This is a genomic window from Cytobacillus oceanisediminis (assembly GCF_022811925.1).
Classification (GTDB): domain Bacteria; phylum Bacillota; class Bacilli; order Bacillales; family Cytobacillaceae; genus Cytobacillus; species Cytobacillus oceanisediminis_D.
The window spans coordinates 4013287-4032006 of record NZ_CP065511.1 but is presented as its reverse complement, the minus strand read 5'-3'; the positions used below and the strand labels follow the sequence as shown (position 1 = coordinate 4032006).

Annotated in this window: 20 protein-coding genes and 1 pseudogene; 19 read left to right on the top strand and 2 right to left on the bottom strand. The window is 39.9% G+C overall.

What is annotated here, in order from left to right; genetic code table 11:
* Positions 1-4: 4 nt before the first annotated feature.
* From IRB79_RS20175 to IRB79_RS20160, 4 genes are read left to right on the top strand one after another with little or no spacing between them, the layout of a single operon-like run.
* Complete coding sequence (locus IRB79_RS20175; RefSeq protein WP_243504446.1) at positions 5-1216, top strand: HpcH/HpaI aldolase/citrate lyase family protein; 1212 nt, start codon at positions 5-7, stop codon at positions 1214-1216.
* Positions 1146-2519, top strand: a complete 1374-nt coding sequence (locus IRB79_RS20170; RefSeq protein ID WP_243504444.1) for a phosphoribosyltransferase family protein — start codon at positions 1146-1148, stop codon at positions 2517-2519. The genes IRB79_RS20175 and IRB79_RS20170 overlap by 71 nt, the downstream gene beginning before the upstream one ends.
* Complete coding sequence (locus IRB79_RS20165; protein WP_243504442.1) at positions 2512-3618, top strand: cysteine protease StiP family protein; 1107 nt, start codon at positions 2512-2514, stop codon at positions 3616-3618. The genes IRB79_RS20170 and IRB79_RS20165 overlap by 8 nt, the downstream gene beginning before the upstream one ends.
* The gene (locus tag IRB79_RS20160) at positions 3618-4418 is read left to right on the top strand and encodes an HAD family hydrolase (protein ID WP_243504441.1); all 801 of its coding nucleotides are present in this window, start codon (positions 3618-3620) and stop codon (positions 4416-4418) included. The genes IRB79_RS20165 and IRB79_RS20160 overlap by 1 nt, the downstream gene beginning before the upstream one ends.
* Here IRB79_RS20160 and IRB79_RS20155 read toward each other — a convergent pair.
* A complete protein-coding gene (locus IRB79_RS20155; RefSeq protein ID WP_243504439.1) occupies positions 4415-4663 on the bottom strand; it encodes a hypothetical protein in 249 nt (82 codons plus the stop codon). The genes IRB79_RS20160 and IRB79_RS20155 overlap by 4 nt on opposite strands.
* Positions 4664-4957: 294 nt before the next feature.
* On the opposite strand from IRB79_RS20155, the gene IRB79_RS20150 reads away from it, so the two are divergent.
* The 7 genes from IRB79_RS20150 to IRB79_RS20120 all read left to right on the top strand — a co-directional run bounded on the left by IRB79_RS20150 (position 4958) and on the right by IRB79_RS20120 (position 11536).
* Positions 4958-6595 (top strand): YceG family protein, encoded by a 1638-nt coding sequence (locus IRB79_RS20150; RefSeq protein ID WP_243509569.1) that lies wholly within the window; start codon positions 4958-4960, stop codon positions 6593-6595.
* Positions 6596-6597: 2 nt separating this feature from the next.
* Complete coding sequence (locus IRB79_RS20145) at positions 6598-7704, top strand: toxic anion resistance protein (RefSeq protein WP_243504438.1); 1107 nt, start codon at positions 6598-6600, stop codon at positions 7702-7704.
* Positions 7705-7756: 52 nt separating this feature from the next.
* Positions 7757-8368 carry a TerD family protein gene (locus IRB79_RS20140; protein ID WP_243504436.1) on the top strand — a complete coding sequence of 204 codons (612 nt, stop codon included), beginning with the start codon at positions 7757-7759 and terminating at the stop codon, positions 8366-8368.
* Positions 8369-8600: 232 nt separating this feature from the next.
* Positions 8601-9302 carry an anthrax toxin lethal factor-related metalloendopeptidase gene (locus IRB79_RS20135; protein ID WP_243504433.1) on the top strand — a complete coding sequence of 234 codons (702 nt, stop codon included), beginning with the start codon at positions 8601-8603 and terminating at the stop codon, positions 9300-9302.
* Between the two features lie 109 nt (positions 9303-9411).
* The gene (locus tag IRB79_RS20130) at positions 9412-10206 is read left to right on the top strand and encodes a thymidylate synthase (RefSeq protein ID WP_243504430.1); all 795 of its coding nucleotides are present in this window, start codon (positions 9412-9414) and stop codon (positions 10204-10206) included.
* Positions 10203-10688: a dihydrofolate reductase gene (locus tag IRB79_RS20125; protein ID WP_243504428.1), complete on the top strand. Its 486-nt coding sequence runs from the start codon at positions 10203-10205 to the stop codon at positions 10686-10688. Before IRB79_RS20130 ends, IRB79_RS20125 begins: the two co-directional genes overlap by 4 nt.
* Before the next feature lie 116 nt (positions 10689-10804).
* Positions 10805-11536, top strand: coding sequence for a lysophospholipid acyltransferase family protein (locus IRB79_RS20120; RefSeq protein WP_243504425.1), 732 nt, complete (start codon positions 10805-10807; stop codon positions 11534-11536).
* A 59-nt stretch (positions 11537-11595) separates the two neighbouring features.
* On the opposite strand, the gene IRB79_RS20115 is transcribed toward IRB79_RS20120, so the two are convergent.
* Positions 11596-11832, bottom strand: a complete 237-nt coding sequence (locus IRB79_RS20115) for a hypothetical protein (protein WP_206837973.1) — start codon at positions 11830-11832, stop codon at positions 11596-11598.
* 173 nt (positions 11833-12005) lie between these two features.
* On the opposite strand from IRB79_RS20115, the gene ilvA reads away from it, so the two are divergent.
* The 8 genes and pseudogenes from ilvA (at position 12006) to IRB79_RS20075 (ending at position 18625) form a co-directional block, all read left to right on the top strand.
* A complete protein-coding gene (gene ilvA / locus IRB79_RS20110) occupies positions 12006-13274 on the top strand; it encodes a threonine ammonia-lyase IlvA (RefSeq protein WP_243504422.1) in 1269 nt (422 codons plus the stop codon).
* Positions 13275-13419: 145 nt separating this feature from the next.
* Positions 13420-13617 carry a twin-arginine translocase TatA/TatE family subunit gene (locus tag IRB79_RS20105; RefSeq protein ID WP_206837967.1) on the top strand — a complete coding sequence of 66 codons (198 nt, stop codon included), beginning with the start codon at positions 13420-13422 and terminating at the stop codon, positions 13615-13617.
* Positions 13618-13714: 97 nt separating this feature from the next.
* Positions 13715-14452 (top strand): twin-arginine translocase subunit TatC, encoded by a 738-nt coding sequence (gene tatC / locus IRB79_RS20100; RefSeq protein WP_243504419.1) that lies wholly within the window; start codon positions 13715-13717, stop codon positions 14450-14452.
* Between the two features lie 89 nt (positions 14453-14541).
* Positions 14542-14793, top strand: a complete 252-nt coding sequence (locus tag IRB79_RS20095) for a DUF2535 family protein (protein ID WP_019379714.1) — start codon at positions 14542-14544, stop codon at positions 14791-14793.
* Between the two features lie 142 nt (positions 14794-14935).
* Positions 14936-15781, top strand: a complete 846-nt coding sequence (locus IRB79_RS20090; protein WP_243504417.1) for a DegV family protein — start codon at positions 14936-14938, stop codon at positions 15779-15781.
* 259 nt (positions 15782-16040) lie between these two features.
* Positions 16041-17657, top strand: coding sequence for a sensor histidine kinase (locus IRB79_RS20085; RefSeq protein ID WP_243504416.1), 1617 nt, complete (start codon positions 16041-16043; stop codon positions 17655-17657).
* Positions 17658-17750: 93 nt separating this feature from the next.
* A pseudogene (locus IRB79_RS20080) lies at positions 17751-17915 on the top strand (nucleoside hydrolase); the annotation flags it as partial.
* Positions 17916-18043: 128 nt separating this feature from the next.
* Positions 18044-18625, top strand: coding sequence for an SCO family protein (locus tag IRB79_RS20075; RefSeq protein WP_243504414.1), 582 nt, complete (start codon positions 18044-18046; stop codon positions 18623-18625).
* Positions 18626-18720: the final 95 nt, after the last annotated feature.

Below are 18720 nucleotides of genomic sequence, written 5' to 3'. Positions count from 1 at the left end.
ATAAATGAGACTATTTTCCGATCTTCCGGATGAAAAAATAAATAAGATGTTTTATAAAAAGCCAGGCTATTTTAACAAGAGATCCGACAGGGAGCTATTAGCATACGCACTTGGAGCAACTTTATATATGCCGGCGACAAGGCCTAATATGCACCAGGATCTGCTCTCAAAAAAGCATGCAGGCCTTTCATCCATGGTCATATGCCTTGAAGATGCAATTGGTGATGATGAAGTGGAAATGGCAGAAGATCGGCTTTGTTTGGAATTGGAAAATTTGAGCTCGGACCTTGTGAAGGGTCTTTGTGAAGAAGAAGATCTCCCTTTGATCTTCGTGCGAATCAGAAGCTATGATCAGCTTATGAGACTCAAGAGCAGAATTCCGAATGGAATGCATCTCCTGACTGGTTTTGTTCTGCCTAAGTTTTCACCGGCTGAAGGATGCAAAATTTTAACAGAAATTAAAGAGCTTAATTCTCATGGTTATTGTTTATATGCCATGCCGATTCTGGAAACTAAAGAAATCATTCAAAAAGAAACAAGGCTTGAGGAGTTAATCGGCATTAAGAAAGTGCTGGACCAAAATTTTGATTTGATTCTGAATGTGAGAATTGGAGCCACGGATTTTAGCGGCTTGTACGGAATAAGAAGAAATTCAGATACGACCGTATACGATATTGCTGTAATTAGAGATTGTATCTCAGATATCATTAATATATTTTTGCGTTCCGATCAGCCATATGTCATCTCAGGCCCGGTATGGGAATATTTCTCCTCAAAGGAGCGTCTTCTAAAGCCTCAAATTAGGCAGACGCCATTCAGGGAACGTCTTGGGCAGGATGGGCTCAAAATGAGAACGGACTTGATTGATCGGCATATGGACGGATTAATAAGAGAAATTGCGATGGATATTTCAAATGGCTTAACTGGAAAAACCATTATCCATCCAACCCATATTAGGCCAGTACAGGCATTGAATACTGTAACCCTTGAAGAGTATTTGGATGCACAGAGCATCGCCGGTCAGGCCGGCGGAAAAATAGGGGTTATGAAAAGCGATTACCAAAACAAAATGAATGAGATTAAACCCCATTTATATTGGGCTAGAAAAATATTATTAAAATCAGAAGTATACGGGGTGCTGCAGGATGAGATCACATACATTGACCTACTCAAAAACGAAACATTCAATTCAGATACTCAACTCGTTAACCGTTGATATACAGATAACCGATAACCCTTATGAGCTGGCGCCTGAAGATTTGTTTGTCATGGCCGCAAGAATAAATAAAAAAAGATCCTTTTTATTTGTCAGCAAAGTACTCGGGAAACATATTCCGATTAATCCGCAAATCGGACTCCTGACAGGGGAACTGCTTGCCAGCCGTTATATGGAAAAGGTGAAGAAAGTGGAGACAGGAAAGGCCGCAGAGATTCTATCTGCTTTTAAAAACGGCTCAGGCATCATGAACAGCAGTCCTTTTATTCACGAAGACCATAACCCTGTCATTATCGGATTTGCCGAAACAGCAACGGCACTTGGACATGCTTTCTTTCAATCGTTTAAACGTGCAGATTACTTTCACACAACAAGAGAGCAGCTGATTGATAGGAATTCTGTTATAACATTTGAAGAAGAACATTCCCATGCTACTTCCCACAGATGCTACACAGATGAAAGCCTTTTGGATAATAAGAGAGAGATCATTCTTGTTGATGATGAAATGACAACAGGAAAAACAGCTATTAATATCATCCGATCCATTCATGAACGCTTTCCCAGAAAGATTTATACAGTCGTCTCCATTCTGGATTGGCGTTCCCTAAAAAACCAGATTCTGTTTGATGATCTCGAAAAAGAATTGGGCATTATTATTCACAGTGTGTCTCTTCTAAAAGGGGAGATCGACGTTAAGGGTTCCCCTGAAGTGCATGAAAGTCAGTCATCGGATGAACTGAAAGGAAATGATGCGCTAATTTCTTATATTCGTATAAATAATGAATTCCCTGAACTATTAAGCCGGATGAATGAGCCTTCTGCTGCTCTAAGCGGTGAAATCAGAACTATTCCTTATTTAAAAGATTCTGGCCGTTTCGGGCTGGATGCAAAACGCCAAGCCAGATTAAGTGTGTCATTAGCTGAGATCGGCCAATACCTATCCCGAAAACGGGATGGCAGGAATACGTTATGTCTTGGAACCGGGGAGTTTATGTATATCCCTATGAAACTTGCCTCATTAATGGGGGAAGGCGTAAAATTCCACTCAACAACACGCAGTCCCATCTTTGTAAGAAATGAGAATGACTATGGAGCCAACTACGGCATTTCCTTTCAAAACCCTGAAGACTCTGAAATGGCGCAATTTGTTTATAACATTCCAGAGGACTATTATGAAGAAGTATTCCTGTTTTTCGAAAGAGAGCCGGAAAAAGATTCACTTATGCCTTTTATCAATCAATTAAAGAAATATATAAAGAATATAAAAATAGTTTACTTTAATGGGGGTGAAAGAAATGAATAGAATTGCAGATAAATTTGGTTCATATAGTAAAGATGACGTTGTATTTTTACTGAAGGATTTAAGCGGATATTCACTTGAAGGATCCGTTGAGCAAAGGGAAAAAAACATTCAGTCCGGTCAGCATTATAGTGAAACACTTCCTATTGAATACCAGCCTCCTGAAAATTACCTTTCCCTGTTTTGGGAAACACTTGATGAATACAAACGAAAAACAGCATTGTCCACAGGAGTGGTTTCTGAACAAATTTGGAAGCAAAAAGGAAAAAATACGGTTTTAGTTTCCCTGGCCAGAGCTGGGACGCCTGTCGGTATTCTGATAAAACGGTATCTTTATGAAGTATATGGAGTAAGATTGCCGCATTACAGCATTTCCATTATCAGGGACCGGGGGATTGACGAAAATGCGATAAAGCATATCTTAACCTCACATCCTGGCTGCAATATTCAGTTTGTGGATGGATGGACAGGCAAAGGGGCTATTTCTGTTGAATTAACCAAGGCCTGCAGACAATTCCATGAACTTTATGGTGTTCTTCTCGATGACACTTTGGCCGTTCTTGCGGATCCAGGATTTTGCACAACACTTTATGGAACAAGAGAAGACTTTCTGATTCCAAGTGCCTGCCTCAATTCTACTGTTTCAGGATTGGTCAGCAGAACAGTATTAAATGAATCCTTAATTGGTCCGGAAGATTTCCATGGCGCCAAATATTATTTTGAGCTGGAGGAAGCAGATGTTTCAAACCATTATCTCTCAGCGATTACCGAGGAGTTCTCGGCTATTAAACAGGAAGCAGCTGAACTTGCGGCCGAGATTATGGAAAACCCGGGGGAAGCAAATTTTAAAGGCATGGAAGAAGTTCAGAGAATACAAGAGGAATTTAAAATTGAATCTATAAACTTTGTAAAGCCGGGAGTCGGAGAAACCACCAGGGTTCTTCTGAGGAGGCTTCCATGGAAAATCCTGATAAAAGACCCGGAAAGCCCATATGTTCGCCATATTGTCATGCTGGCCAAGGAGCGGAATGTCGAGATTATTCATTTTCCTGATATGAGCTACACATGCTGTGGATTAATTAAAAAGACGGGAGAAGAATAATGAGGATGTTTGCTTCGGATTTGGACAGGACATTGATCTACTCAAATAAAGCACTAGCTGATTTTGGACAGACAGGAGAAGAAAATTTAATAGGTGTTGAGCGTAAAGATGGCAGGGAAGTGGCCTTTATGACAAGCGAGGCGCTCAAGATGCTGAAAGAGGTATCCGCTCACATTCTTTTTGTGCCTGTTACAACGAGAACATACGAACAATATAAGCGTATTTTCATTTTTCAGGATGACCTTAACATTCCGTACACTATCACATCGAATGGCGCAAATATCCATTATCATGGAAAACCTCTTGAGGAGTGGTCCGGCGTAGTCCGAAAGCGTCTAAAGGCAGAGTGTGCATTGCTTGAGGAAATGATGGACAGATCACAATGCCTGGAACTGAACGGAAAAATAAAAACGGCTGAAAATCTTTTCTTTTATTATATTCTGGATGAACAAATAACAACAGCAGCCAAAGAGGAAATAGTAAGGCTGGCTGAGTCTTATGGTTGGAGAATATCCCTTCAGGGGAGAAAACTGTATTTTATGCCAAATCCCATCTGTAAAGGCGAGGCGGTAAAATTTATTAAGAATCGGGAAGGAATAAATATTGTTTTTGGAGCAGGTGATTCAGTTCTGGACCATGATTTCTTAAAGTTCTGCGATTTTCCATACGTCCCAAACCATGGTGAGCTGGCAGCTAATCCAGCCCTCTCACATCCTTACTCGATTTCAAATAAAATAGGGGCAGCAGCCGGGGAAGAAATTCTAAATGATATTTTAAATAATATTAAAGAGAGAGTTTAGTCCGGCTGGTCCCTCAGCCATTTTTTTAGAAGCATGAATAAAAAGAAACTAGAAGTATAGCTCCCTATAAAAGTTAAACTGCTGATGGCAATAGATTGGTGTATGGCAAAGGTGAAAATAGCAAGGGTTAATGACCAGAAAAAGATGTCAATAAACACAAAAGAACTGGAACATAAAATACTCCTGATTATATCCAGATCATGATCAATCCCCTGATATCTCACTCTTCGAAATAACAGCCTCATACAGATTCACCTTCCTTCACAGAGTACTCCAATTTATGCGGGGACAGGAATAATGGTGAAAAAATTCATTTGAGGTTATTCAGCTATGAAAAATACTGCTGAACTGAAACTTTCTTCCTGTTAAATCGTAAAGAAAGTAAACCATTTTAGAAAAAGGCTGTATTCCTATGATATGATGGTAATAAGTTTACCTATTTTTTTCCGGTGTCATTATCCGGGAACTGAAACGCCATTTTTGAATGAAATGATAAGAATGCATCTTTCGCTCATAGAGGGAAGGGATATAAATTGAACTTGTCGTACAGTCAAATCAAAACTCACATCTTAAAGGTTACACATGAGAATTGGACCTCACACTTAACAAAGCCTAATCACGAGCGTGATAGTTACAGAGAGGAACAGCAAACTTTGCATATTGGCCAGATTGTGGCCAGGTTTCTTGGAGTTCCGCTCGATGAAGATGAATATTATAATCGTCTTTTTGATCTTATTCACACAGAGAATGCAGGGCTTCTTCTTTTGAGTGAAGAACATCTGGATAAAACCATTAATAATCAGCAGTTTCAGGCGATACAAAAAGTCCTGAACATTAACCGGGAACAGGATTTATCCATAAACCGCTTTGCTGCCTTCCTAGATGGGGAACAGCTGCTGCTTAAATCATCCTCACCTTCTATGCACAGGAAGATAAGAGAAGCGATGATCAGTATGCTGAAACTTTTTTCTGAACATGAACCAGCCGGATTAAAAAACCAGGATATCCGAAGAGTGCTTGTAGATGTGATTAAGTGGTCCACTAATCATTTGGGCACAGAACTTAAAGATATTGATCCCAAAATGGCCATGCCAAAAATCCTATGGTACGGTAATGGGAAAAAGAGTCATTTTTATTTTTTGTACTACTTAATTCAAATCGGGTGCGATATTCTTTATTTTTCTCCTTCAGGGGAAGATCTTCCGGCGAAAATGGGGCCGTTGGTTCAGGAGTCTTTTGTTCATCATTACCCTGAAAAGAAAAAGCCAGAGCCTTTTCCCCAAGAAAAGAGAAGAAGGAGTGCTACAGTTGCCTATAGGGCATCCAGGGAAATCGAAACTATTCTTAACCATGAGGGTTCAGGACTTTATAAACCCTGGCAGCTGCGGGATTATACACCTTCCTCTGTGACTTTGAAAACCACTTATGATGAACTCTTTATTTTAATCAAAGAGAAAGCCATGATCCGCCCAAACTTCGAGGTGAAAGATGGAAGGGTTATGATACCTTCCGTATTTTCAAAGATCCAGGGTGTAAGCAGAAACCGCAAGGAATACTGGGATCGAATACAAACAATCAGCCAGTATGATGAAAGTCTGCTGATAAGGAGATTTCCTTTTACAAATAGCGTCAACAATGATTTTCGGTTCCATTATCGCAACGCACTGGACAGGGAGGGGAAGCTTGACCCTGAAAAAATCATTGCAGGGCACTATTGGAGGTATCAGCAGCTTCCTGGCGGCCTGCAAAATGGAATTGCAATGGCCATTAGGAATATGTGTGAACGTCCGCAATTAAAGCCGCTTTCCAGTGAATCGGAAGAGGAATTGAAAATTTATCTATTTAGCCAAAGCCTGCAAATTCCGCCGAGCATTCTAAAATTAATGCAGCAATTTGATTACTCGCAGGACGTACCTAAAATTATCCTCTATAACAACGAGCTGAACGGGACGATGGTAAGATCAGATGCCGCTCTTCTTTTGCTGCTTAATCAGTTTGGACTGGATATTGTACTGTATAATCCGCCGGGCCATAACGACATTGAAAACTTCATTGAGGAAGTTTTATATGATGTCCATTGGCTTGAGGATGTTGTTTTTGAACAGGAATTTAAGGAGCCATCCTTTCTAAAGAAGGTTCTCTTTCAAGGATTTTTAAAAAATTTAAAGGGTGATTGAAAATGAATCCGACTAAAGCAACAGATTTGAACTTAACAACCCAGGTGCAGGATGATAAATTAACCGAAAATAAGGTATCAGAAATTAAGCTTGCTTTAAGGCAGGAGCCTGAGGTCCAAAACTTGGCCAGGTCCATTGATGAGAGGGACCAAATTCAAATACTTGAATTCGGTAAAGAGCCTGCTGTCCAGATATCCCGCTTTTCCGATCAGATACTGGGCAACATGAGAACAACGAAGGTTGAAGATTCAGGTGAACTTTTAAAACAGCTCGGCAGAATTATGGACAAATTTGACAAGAAGGATTTCGAGCAAGGATCAAAAGGGATCTTTGGCAAGCTTTTCAAGCGGGGAGAAAAGATGATTGAAAAGCTTTTCGGAAAATACCAGACAATGGGCGCGGAAATTGATAAAGTTTATGTTGAAATATCCAAATACCAAAGTGAAATGGTTGATTCCACAACCATGCTTGAACAAATGTATGAGCAAAATTATCAGTACTATCTGACTCTGGAAAAATATGCTGTGGCAGGACAGCTTAAAGCCGACGATTTAAAAGCCAATCAGCTTCCACAGCTGGAAGCACGGGCGGCTCAGGGGGATCAAATGGCTTCGATGCAGCTGGATACGTTAAGAAATGCCATCGAATTGCTGGAGCAAAGAGTCTATGATCTTGAAATGGCTAAAATGGTTGCCCTTCAGACTGCACCGCAAATCCGGCTGCTGCAGCGAGGCAATACCAAGCTTATCGGGAAGATTAATTCTGCATTCGTTACCACTATTCCAATTTTTAAGAATGGCCTGATTCAGGCAATGGCAGCAAAGAGACAAAAGCTTGTTGCAGATTCAATGAGCGAGCTGGACAGACGGACAAATGAAATGCTTGTGCGCAATGCCCAGAATATTTCTAATCAAAGTGCTGATATCGCAAGATTGGCAGGCGGCCCGAGCATTAAGATAGAAACTATTGAGGAATCCTGGAATATCATCATGAAAGGTATGCAGGAGACAAAATCAATAGAAGAAGAAAACAAGCGTTTACGTGAAGAAGGAACCAGGAGACTGGAACAGCTGCAGGACAATTTTAAAAAAATGAAGCAGCAGGGTTAGGCAGCTGCTCATTTTAAAATAAAATATAAATTATTGATGAGGTGGAATTGATATGGCAATAAATCTTCAAAAAGGCCAGCGTGTTGACTTAACTAAAGGAAATCCGGGATTATCTAAAATTATGGTAGGATTAGGCTGGGATCCAGTGCAAAAAAGCGGAGGCGGCGGTCTCTTGGGCTCTTTATTCGGAGGCGGCGGCGGTGCAAATATCGACTGCGATGCTTCTGTTATCATGCTTGGTGAAAATGGAAAGCTTAAGAGTAATAAAGATGTTATTTATTTCGGTAATTTAAAAAGCAGTGATGGGAGTGTACAGCATTCCGGGGACAATCTTACCGGAGCGGGAGATGGAGACGACGAGCAGGTAATGATTGATTTAAGCAGAGTGCCGGCACACGTTCACAAAATGGTTTTTGTCGTAAACATCTATGATAGTGTAAAAAGAAAGCAGCATTTTGGCATGATTCAGAATGCATTCATCCGTGTCGTTAACTCGGGAAATAATCAAGAATTGATTAAATACAATCTTTCAGATGATTACAGCGGAAAAACTAGTTTAATTGTCGGTGAGATTTATCGCCATGGAGGCGATTGGAAGTTTGCTGCAGTTGGCACTGGAACGGCTTCTCCAGGCCTATCAGATGTTGTGCGTTCATATTCTTAATAAAGATAACCATTGGCATGGGCCCGAATTTACTCGGGCCCTTTTGAATTTTCATTTAATTTTCCCATCATTTGTTCCCTTCAATTCCTTCATTCGTATGTTATAATTTTAATAGATTAACAGAACGGTTAAAAATTTTTTCTCCATTCAGGCAGTTCCGCAGCTTAGACACTTCAAAGAGCTCTGTTGCCCGTAAATTATACATCTTAGATTAGCAGAAGGGGCTTTTAAAATGCGCAAAATGGCACTGACATTTACAATCATGATGGTTTCCCTTGCACTGCTGGGGAACTCTCAGGCTACCATGGGCGGGATCAAACTAAAGGATTATCGGCACTCCTCCCAGCTTAAAGAGTTTCTCAGTTTAAAATCTCCACGACAGCTTGGCGACATTTTTATACTGCCTCTTGAACCTTTTGATGAGGGAGAGGCTGCAGAAATGATTTCCCGGGTGGATAATCTGCCCGCCTCCCTTCTGTCCAAAATAGAGGATGAAGATATCAGGGTGAAATTATTCGTAGGAAAGCTTACTGATAATCCTACAGCCGAGCACCTTGAAGGGGTAATTCCCCGCGGCTATACAGGGGGTACCACCTGGGATGATGTCCCGGGGATTGGCGGGGCAAAAACAGTCCTTGTTAAAATAGGATACAGTGATAAGGGGAAAGGCCATGGCTCCGTTAATCTGGAACTTCATGAACTTGCCCATTCTGTTGATCGCCATGTTTACAATGGCATCCGATTTAATCAGAAGTTTCTCTCTGTCTGGAAAGCTGAGAAAGCTAAATTGTTTCCGGGTCAAAATTATTTTCTTTCCTTCCCTGAAGAATATTTCGCTGAGGCTTTTGCCATGTATTTTGCAGGAGGGGAATCAAGGAAATTATTAAGTGTGAATGCTCCTAAAACCTATGATTTTATTAACAAATTAAACTAAGTTTACCCCTGTTGAAAAAAACAGGGGTTTCTTAAAGTTTTTATCCGATGTGAAACTTCCGGAAATTCGTGTACAATATCATTAAGTATTTAAAAAAGGTTGGGTTGAAATGAAACAATATTTGGATCTATGCAAGCATGTTTTGGAGAATGGTACAAAGAAAGAAGACCGCACTGGTACAGGGACAATAAGTACATTTGGCTACCAGATGCGCTTTAACCTGCAGGAAGGCTTCCCATTGGTAACAACAAAGAAATTGCATTTGAAATCCATTATCCATGAGCTGTTATGGTTTTTAAACGGTGATACAAATGTAAAATACCTTCAGGAGAATGGTGTGCGAATCTGGAATGAATGGGCTGACGAGGAAGGCAATCTTGGGCCAGTTTATGGTCATCAATGGAGATCATGGACAGGTGCAGATGGGAATACAGTTGATCAGATTAGCAGCCTGATTGACCAGATTAAAACAAATCCCGATTCCCGCCGTCTGATTGTTAATGCCTGGAACGTTGGGGAGATAGAAAAAATGGCTTTGCCGCCTTGCCACTGCATGTTCCAGTTTTATGCAGCAGATGGAAAGCTTTCCTGCCAGCTTTATCAGAGATCTGCGGATGTTTTTCTCGGGGTTCCGTTTAATATTGCTTCCTATGCTTTACTGACTATGATGGTTGCACAGGTGTGCGATCTGGAGCCTGGTGAATTCGTACATACTTTCGGAGATGTGCATATCTACCAGAATCATATTGACCAGGTAAACTTCCAGCTGAGCCGTGATCCCCGTCCGCTTCCCAAAATGATTATTAATCCGGATGTGAAAGATATTTTCAGCTTTAAGTTTGATGATTTCCAGCTGGAAGACTATAATCCCCACCCTCATATTAAAGGAGTTGTCAGTGTATGATTTCTTTAATGTGGGCAATGGATGAGAATCGTGTGATCGGCAAGGATAATAAACTTCCCTGGCATCTGCCTGAGGATTTAAAGTTCTTTAAAAGAACTACTATGGGGCATCCGATTGCCATGGGACGAAAAACTTGGGATTCAATCGGAAGACCTCTGCCGGGGAGAGAGAATATTGTTATTACCCGCAATGAATCCTTTTCCTGTGAAGGGTGCACAGTTGTAAATACGGTTGAAGAGCTCCTGAAGTACAGCGGTGAAAAGGAAGATGAAATCTTCGTCATTGGCGGTGCCGAGATTTTTAAAGCCATTCTTCCTGCAGCAGATCGTCTCTATCTGACTATGATTTATGATCAATTTGAAGGAGACACATACTTTCCGGAATTAGACATGTCAGAATGGGATCTCCTTTCAAGGGAGAAGGGCACCAGGGATGAAAAAAATCCATATGATTTTGAGTTCCTCATTTATAAAAGAAAATAATCTTAAAGGCAGCTCGCTCTGGCGGGCTGCTTTTTTAATCATTTAAACTGTAAACATATAGTGAAAGGAACCTGATTATTATATAATGTAAACCATCCCAAGACCTGGAGGTCATTATGCTTCGATTAATAATATTTTTTCTGTATATGGGCGGATATTTGGTTTACAGCCTGCCTGCACTAACCCGCATGAGAAAACTGAATGCCGCGCTCCCTGTTGAGGAACGCGACCGCATTATCCATAATGTGCCGCAGAAGTGGTCCAGGACAATAATGAAAATCTCAGGCTCTCAAGTGAAAGTTACGGGGCAGGAATTGATTCCGGGCGGACCTGTTGTCATTGTTTGCAACCATGAAGGGGATTTTGATATTCCAGTCCTTCTTGCATCCATTCATAAACCTTTTGGTTTTATTTCAAAAGTTGAAGTTAAGAAAGCACCCATTATCTCTTCATGGATGAAAGTCATGAACTGTGTTTTTATTGATCGCAGCAATCGCAGCAAGGCTATCAATTCTTTAAAGGATGCTGCATTGCTTTTAAGGCAAGGGCACTCTCTCCTGATTTTTCCGGAAGGAACAAGAAGCAAGGGCGGGCAGGTAGCGCCTTTTAAAGTGGGCGGATTCCGGCTTGCACAGGATGCAGGTGTTCCGATTGTGCCAATTTCTATTAAAGGAACAGCCGATGTCTTTGAAAAGAATGGGAGACTTATAAAGCCGGCTAAAATAGAAATCCGGGTGTGTAAACCTGTGAATTCTAAGATTGTTAAAGATATGGATGCAAAGTTTCTTGCACAGGAAGTAAGAGAAATAATATGCAGCAGCCTTACAGGCAAGAAGATCGCGTCATAAGAAGAAGACCCCTTTCAGTCAGGGGCCTTTTTCTGTCATTATTTTAGCGGTAAATTAAATTAGAAATTGGGATTCACTAAATAATCTGTCAGCTTCTGAATCATTCCGTGGTATTCTTTGGGATCGCAAAACTCTTCTGCTGTAAAGTTGGTTTTTACCCACTGTATTAATTCATCAGCACTGTTGAAGTACTCTCCGCTCGTGTCGCTTTTCCGAATCATATACCGGCCGTTATCTTCATCCAATGTTACTTCCACAGGCAAAGCGCTATCCAGACTGCATAAAGAAAACTCCATTCCTGCACCCCTTTGAGATATAAATTAACTTTTGCTTATTATATGTCGGTTTGAGCGATTTCTATCCTTAAAATAATTCGAAAAATGTAAATTTTTAAAAAAACCCAATTGAAATCATGATTTGTCATGGTATAATGTACAAATTAATAACTTGTAAAGAAGAGGGTGGCAAAATGGAACAGAAGGTAATGACAAAAAAATGGGTGCAGTTGGAAGATATTTTGATTGCATACCAGCAGCTAAAGGATATTGTTGCCCATACACCTTTACAGAAAAATGAACGGCTATCAGAAAAGTATGGGTGCAATGTCTATCTAAAAAGAGAAGATCTTCAGCATGTCCGCTCATTTAAATTAAGAGGTGCCTACTATAAAGTTAAATCTTTAACTGCAGTGGAACTGGAAAATGGTGTAGTCTGTGCAAGTGCAGGGAACCATGCACAGGGAGTCGCATACGCTTGCAGGCATCTTGGAGTCCAGGGAAAAATTTTTATGCCGGCAACCACACCGAGGCAAAAAGTAAGTCAAGTGGAGCTGTTTGGAAGGGACTCAGTGGAAATTATTCTCGTAGGAGATACTTTTGATGATTCCTATTACGAAGCACTTAAATGTGCAGAGGCGGAAAGCAGGGCATTTATTCACCCATTTGATGATGAAATGGTGATTGCAGGACAGGGGACAGTAGCGGTTGAAATCCTTAATGACTGTGAGGAGCCTGCAGATTTTGTTTTTGCGAGTATTGGCGGAGGCGGATTAATGGCCGGACTGAGCACTTACATAAAAAGTATATCACCGGAAACGCAGATGATTGGAGTAGAACCGGCAGGAGCACCATCGATGAGTGAATCAATCAGGGTTCAAACAGTAGCACCTCTCGATGAAATTGATAAGTTTGTAGATGGAGCGGCAGTAAAATGTGTCGGTAAAAAAACCTATGAGATCTGCAATGAGCTTGTTGATGATATTTTCATGGTTCCTGAAGGGAAAGTGTGTACGACGATCCTTGAATTATATAATGAGCATGCGATTGTGGCTGAGCCTGCCGGTGCGCTGCCAATAGCCGCACTTGATATGTGCAGGGAGCAAATTAAAGGGAAGAATGTCGTATGTGTGATCAGCGGCGGCAATAATGATATTGGACGAATGCAGGAGATAAAAGAGAGGTCCTTGCTTTATGAAGGCCTGCTTTACCACTTTATTGTGAATTTCCCTCAGCGTGCGGGAGCATTAAGAGAGTTTCTTGACGAGGTTCTTGGCCCAACAGATGATATTACACGGTTTGAGTACACGAAGAAAAATAATAAAGAAAATGGTCCAGCCCTTGTTGGAATTGAGTTAAAGCATAAAGAGGACTATAGTGACCTCATTTTGAGAATGAATAAAAAAGGTTTCTCATACAAAGAGATAAACAAAGACAGTAACCTTTTTCATCTGCTGGTATAAGTACCCGAATGACTTGGCAGATTCATATTATTTCCTATGATTTGTGACTGAAATATGAATTTTTATGATATCTGTGACATTTCCTTTGAAAAGTACTATAATCGTATTAGATTCAGAAGGGAAGTACTTTAAAGGAGATGTGAATATGCTTTCAAATATTGGTGTTCCGGGATTAATTTTAATCCTTGTTTTGGCGTTAATCATATTCGGACCAAAAAAGCTGCCGGAAATTGGCCGTGCTTTTGGTGAAACACTTAGAGAATTCAAAAAATCCACCCGTGACCTAACGAGTGACGTAATGGAAGAACTTGAACAGGATTCTAAGAAAAAAACGGTTAAATAAGGTGTAAGGATATACTTCTTGCGCCTTTTTGTTTTGGTTTAAGATACAGCAGGCTGGGCCAAAGCCTGGCTTTTTATAAAATTAGCAGGAGAATTGTATGGAAGAAAAAGAGTTAAATTTAGTCGAACATCTAGATGAATTAAGAAAAAGACTCATTATAACGGCATCAGCATTTATCCTGTTTTTTATTGCAGGTTTTGTTTTTGTGGAGGATATTTATAAATGGCTGGTAAGAGACCTGGATGTCAAATTGATTGTCCTGGGCCCCAGTGATATTATCTGGGTTTACTTTATGCTTGCTACGGTCATTGCCGTTGCAGGGACAATTCCCATTCTGGCTTTGCAGATTTGGCTGTTTGTCAAGCCTGCTCTGACAGCAGCTGAGCGGAAGGTTTCTCTTTCTTATGTGCCGGCACTTTTTATTTTGTTCATTATTGGCCTTTGCTTTGGCTATTTTGTCATTTTCCCCACCGTATTAAGTTTTCTTGTTGAATTGGGTGGAGAAATGTTTGAGGCCAATTTCACTGCGGATAAATATTTTCGCTTTGTGCTTAATATGACTTTGCCTTTTGGGGTTTTGTTTGAACTCCCTGTAGTCATCATGTTCCTGACTTCGCTTGGAATCATTAATCCTTATGTGCTTACAAAAATCAGGAAGTATGCTTATTTTGTCCTTGTCGTGATTTCGGTTGTTATATCACCTCCTGACTTCATGTCTGATATTCTTGTCACTATTCCATTGCTTCTGCTTTATGAAATAAGCATCAACTTATCAAAAATTGTCTACAAAAGAAAGCTGAAAAAAGCAGAGAATTCAGGAGAGGCATCTTCATAAAAAAATTATTCAGATAGCATAATCAGACACATTTCGAGCCATATTTGGGGTATAATATAAACAAACGGGTGAAAAAGAGGATTGATATTTTGCTATTTAAAAGCCTAGAGTTCAAAAATGCTGTTGGACAGAAGGTAAAAATTATTGAAATTCCTGTATTGGCAAAAGATAGCCCTTATTATTTTATGATCCAAGTCCGTTTGAAAACTTTTATTGCGGCCACTAACGCCAATGAAAAAACACTTAAGAACCATTCTTTTAGAGAATATCTAAAGCGAGTTTTAAAGTGGCCCGTCTATGAAGAGATTTTTAAGACTCCAGAATTAAAAAATAACGCTTAACAACATTGATGCCGGCAGCTAGCCGGTATTTTTTTGGCCACTTGAGGAGGAGAAATACAAGCTTTATATTTATTGCTTTATTTGTATTTTGCTTGAATGTATAATATGAACTAATTGTTAATGCAGGGGAAGTGAAAGCATAATGGCTAAAATTAAAATTGTCACAGATTCTACAGCTGACCTATCCAGCGAATTGATTGAAAAATTCGATATTGAAGTCGTCCCGTTATCTATTCACATTGAAGGAAATACATACTTGGACCGGGTTGATATTACTCCATCTGAATTCATGAGAAAAATGAAAGAAGCGGACGAGTTGCCTAAAAGCTCACAGCCTCCTGCGGGAGTATTCGCAGAGGTGTATGACAGGTTTGGTGACCAAGGCTATGAAATTCTCTCTATTCATATGACTGGCGGAATGAGCGGTACTGTTCAGTCAGCAGAAAGTGCGGCTGCTATGTCACATGCAAATGTTACAGTGGTAGATTCCAGATATATATCCAAAGCACTGGCTTTTCAAGTTTTAGAGGCTGCAAAAATGGCCAGCGAAGGGAAAAGTATACAGGAAATTGTCAGCCGGCTGGAAACTATTCGCGGTAATACTAAATTGTTTGTAGTAGTGGATACTTTGGAAAATCTCGTGAAAGGCGGAAGAATCGGCAAAGGCAAGGCCATGATTGGGTCCTTGCTGAATATAAAACCAATTGCCTCGCTTGAAGGCGGTGTATACACACCTGTCGCCAAAGTAAGAAGCCATACCCAGGTTGCCAAATATTTGGCCAAGCAATTTGCAGAGGATATCAAAGGGAAAACAATAAAAGGTGTAGGCCTTGTCCATGCAGAAGGCATTGAGTTAGCTTCTAAACTGAAGAGAATGATTGAAGAGCTGGATGCTGCTGAAGAAATTGAAATTGAAGAAACAACTCCAATTATCAGTACACATACGGGACCAGGAGCAATTGGATTTATGTATCATCTGGAAGATTAATAAAACCTACGCATGGCAAATCAGGCTATGCGTTTTTTTGTAGTTTAGGAATTTATAAAATATAACGATGTGAATACCTTTGATGAAAAATTATTTGCATCCAGCTCCAGCGCCCAGGCTGATCAAGGCGCTTCCGCTTTTGTTCCGGAGGTAAAATGCCTGCACTTTTAAAACTTTGGCGTTTTTAGAGGATTTCAGCAGAATTTTGCCGAAAAAGGTTAGATAGCTACTTAGAATAAAAGGAATCGGTGACTGCTATATGAAGGATCAAATAAAAAATCTGCCTTTGTTCAGAAAAGTGCTGTTATTCTCCTTCCTCATTTCTTTCTTTGTCACGGTTTTTACAGCAGGCATCAGCTTTATGGTTGAAACCCGGCAGCTGGAGAAGCAGCTTACAGATAGAGTGACTGACATGGCTTCTCTTTGGAGCTCTGTTATAGCGTACGAAGATGTTGAAAATGTAAAGGAATATCAGGATCAGTTCCATCCTGCATATAAAAGGCTGCATCATCTTATTTCTTTAGTGAATGAAAAGGCAGCCTATTCAAATGCATCTCTGATGATACCGGAAAAAAGTGATGATAATTCGGTAAAGTTATTAGTTACTTCCAAAAGCTTTGAAGAAATGGGTCTGGAATCATTTTCACTTTATTCGGCAGGTGACGAATTTATAGATGGTTTAACGGAGGCAGTTCAGAAAAAAAGCTCTGTATCCAGTGAGGTTTATCAGGATCAGTTTGGCACCTGGATTTCTGCCTTTGCACCTATAGAGGACTCTAAAGGAAATATAATTGCCATATTATGCATAGATATTGATGCAGCTGTGCTGAAATCGATTCAAAGAGATTTAGCCCTTTATTTATCAGGTTTGTTTTTAATCATTATCTTTTTAGTATATTTTGTTTTGAAGCGGGGTCTTACAAAAGTATTAGAGCCAATTAATGATATTATTTCGGGTTTTAAGGAAGTCAGCAGCGGTAACTTTAACGTAAAGTTAAAGCCTTCTAATCAAGCAGATTTAGGCATTCTTTCTGAGAGATTTAACTTTATGACAACCCGGCTGGCTATCCTTTTTGAAAGGCTGTCTGCCACTTCCGAACAATTTGGGACAGTACAAAGGAATTTTCCCTCTTCACATCGCTTTGAAGAAGCAATAGGGGAAATGGAGCATATCATGGAAAGGACAAAGATTCTTAAGGAGCTTCAAAGAGCCGAAAAGATGAACGCAATTGGCCAGCTTGCTGCTTCGGTGGCACATGAGATCAGGAACCCAATGACAGTAGTAAAAGGATTTCTCCAGATTTTTCTGGCTAAGGAAGAAATGACCGAAGAAGAAAAAATGTACATAAAGCTTATGATTGATGAGATGGACAGAGCGGAAACAATCATAAACGATTATTTATCACTTGCCAAACCTGATATAGAACAAGTAGAGGCAATCAATGCCGGAGAACTTGCTGCCAGTGTTATTGATTTAATGAACTCATATGCCATGATGTCAAAAAATATATCTGTTGTTTCGGAGATATCTGAAGGAATATGGATACAAGGGAATGCAAGTGAGTTAAAGCAGGTTTTGATCAATATTTATAAAAACGGCATTGAAGCCATGAAAAATGGGGGCTGTTTGTCGCTTTCAGTATCCAATGAAGGTACATATGGTGTTTTTGAAATTTCTGATACTGGAATCGGTATGACAAAGGAAGAAATGGATAGATTGGGGACCGCTTTTTATTCTTTGAAAGAAAAGGGAACTGGGATGGGCCTGCTGGTGTGCTACCAAATTGTCGACCGGATGAAGGGGCGTATTGAGGTTAATAGTGAAAAAGGAAAAGGAACGGTTTTCCGGATATTCATTCCGCTGGCTATTGATTAAATTTATAGACTTCTATCCTATAATTGAAGATATTTGCCATTCTTGTTTATCCCCCGAATAAAATGAATTATGGGGGTGTAGGGTTGAAGAGAAATAAATGTCCTTTTATTCAGTGACTTTGGAATAGATGATTTTATTGCGGTGATCTTTGCCTTTTTCTCAGAAGAAATTAATATCGTGGGGATTGTTGCTGATTATGGAAATGTATCCAGGGAAGATGCCATCCGAAATGCTGCATACCTCCAAGAAGTAACTGGACTCAATTCCGCTATTTCTTAAAAAAGAGGACAAAAACTTCTATTCACAAGTTTGTCACAAGAACTTCTTTCTTCTTTCAAGAATATTTGCTAAAATTAGCATCGTAACTAATTAAAGCAGGTGAATGTATGAGAAAAAGAGTTTTTGCTATTATCGTTTCAGCTTTAATGCTAATAGTCCTTTCAGCATGCGGACAGAGCGGTATAAAGGATGCGTTAAACTGGGAACTTGCAGATTTTAAGTATACAAATCAGGACAATAAGGATTTTGGTTTAAAGGATCTTGAAGGCAAGGTATGGGTTGCGGACTTTATTTTTACAAACTGTGAAGATGTATGTATGCCAATGACAGCTAATATGAAAAAGCTTCAGGATTTGGCCAAGAAGGAAGGCATTGAAAATATCGAATTTGTTTCTTTCAGTGTTGACCCCAACGTTGATACACCTGAGGTACTAAAGGAATTTGCATCAACATACAATGCAGATTTCAGCAATTGGCATTTTCTGACCGGCTATGCCCAGGAGGAAATTGAGAAGTATGCTATGGAATACTTTAAAACCATTGTGAAAAAGCCGCAAACAGGCGATCAGGTTATCCATGGAACTGATTTTTACCTTGTTGACCAGAACGGCAATGTAATGAAATACTATACTGGACTTAATGAAATTCCATTAGATGAAATAATGAATGATATTAAAGCCTTGCAATAGACCTTGGAAAAGGTCTATTTTTCTTTTCGGATAAGCCTGGAAACCTTCCGGGCAAAAGCTAATTATTTTTAATAGTAAAGTACATGTTATAATAT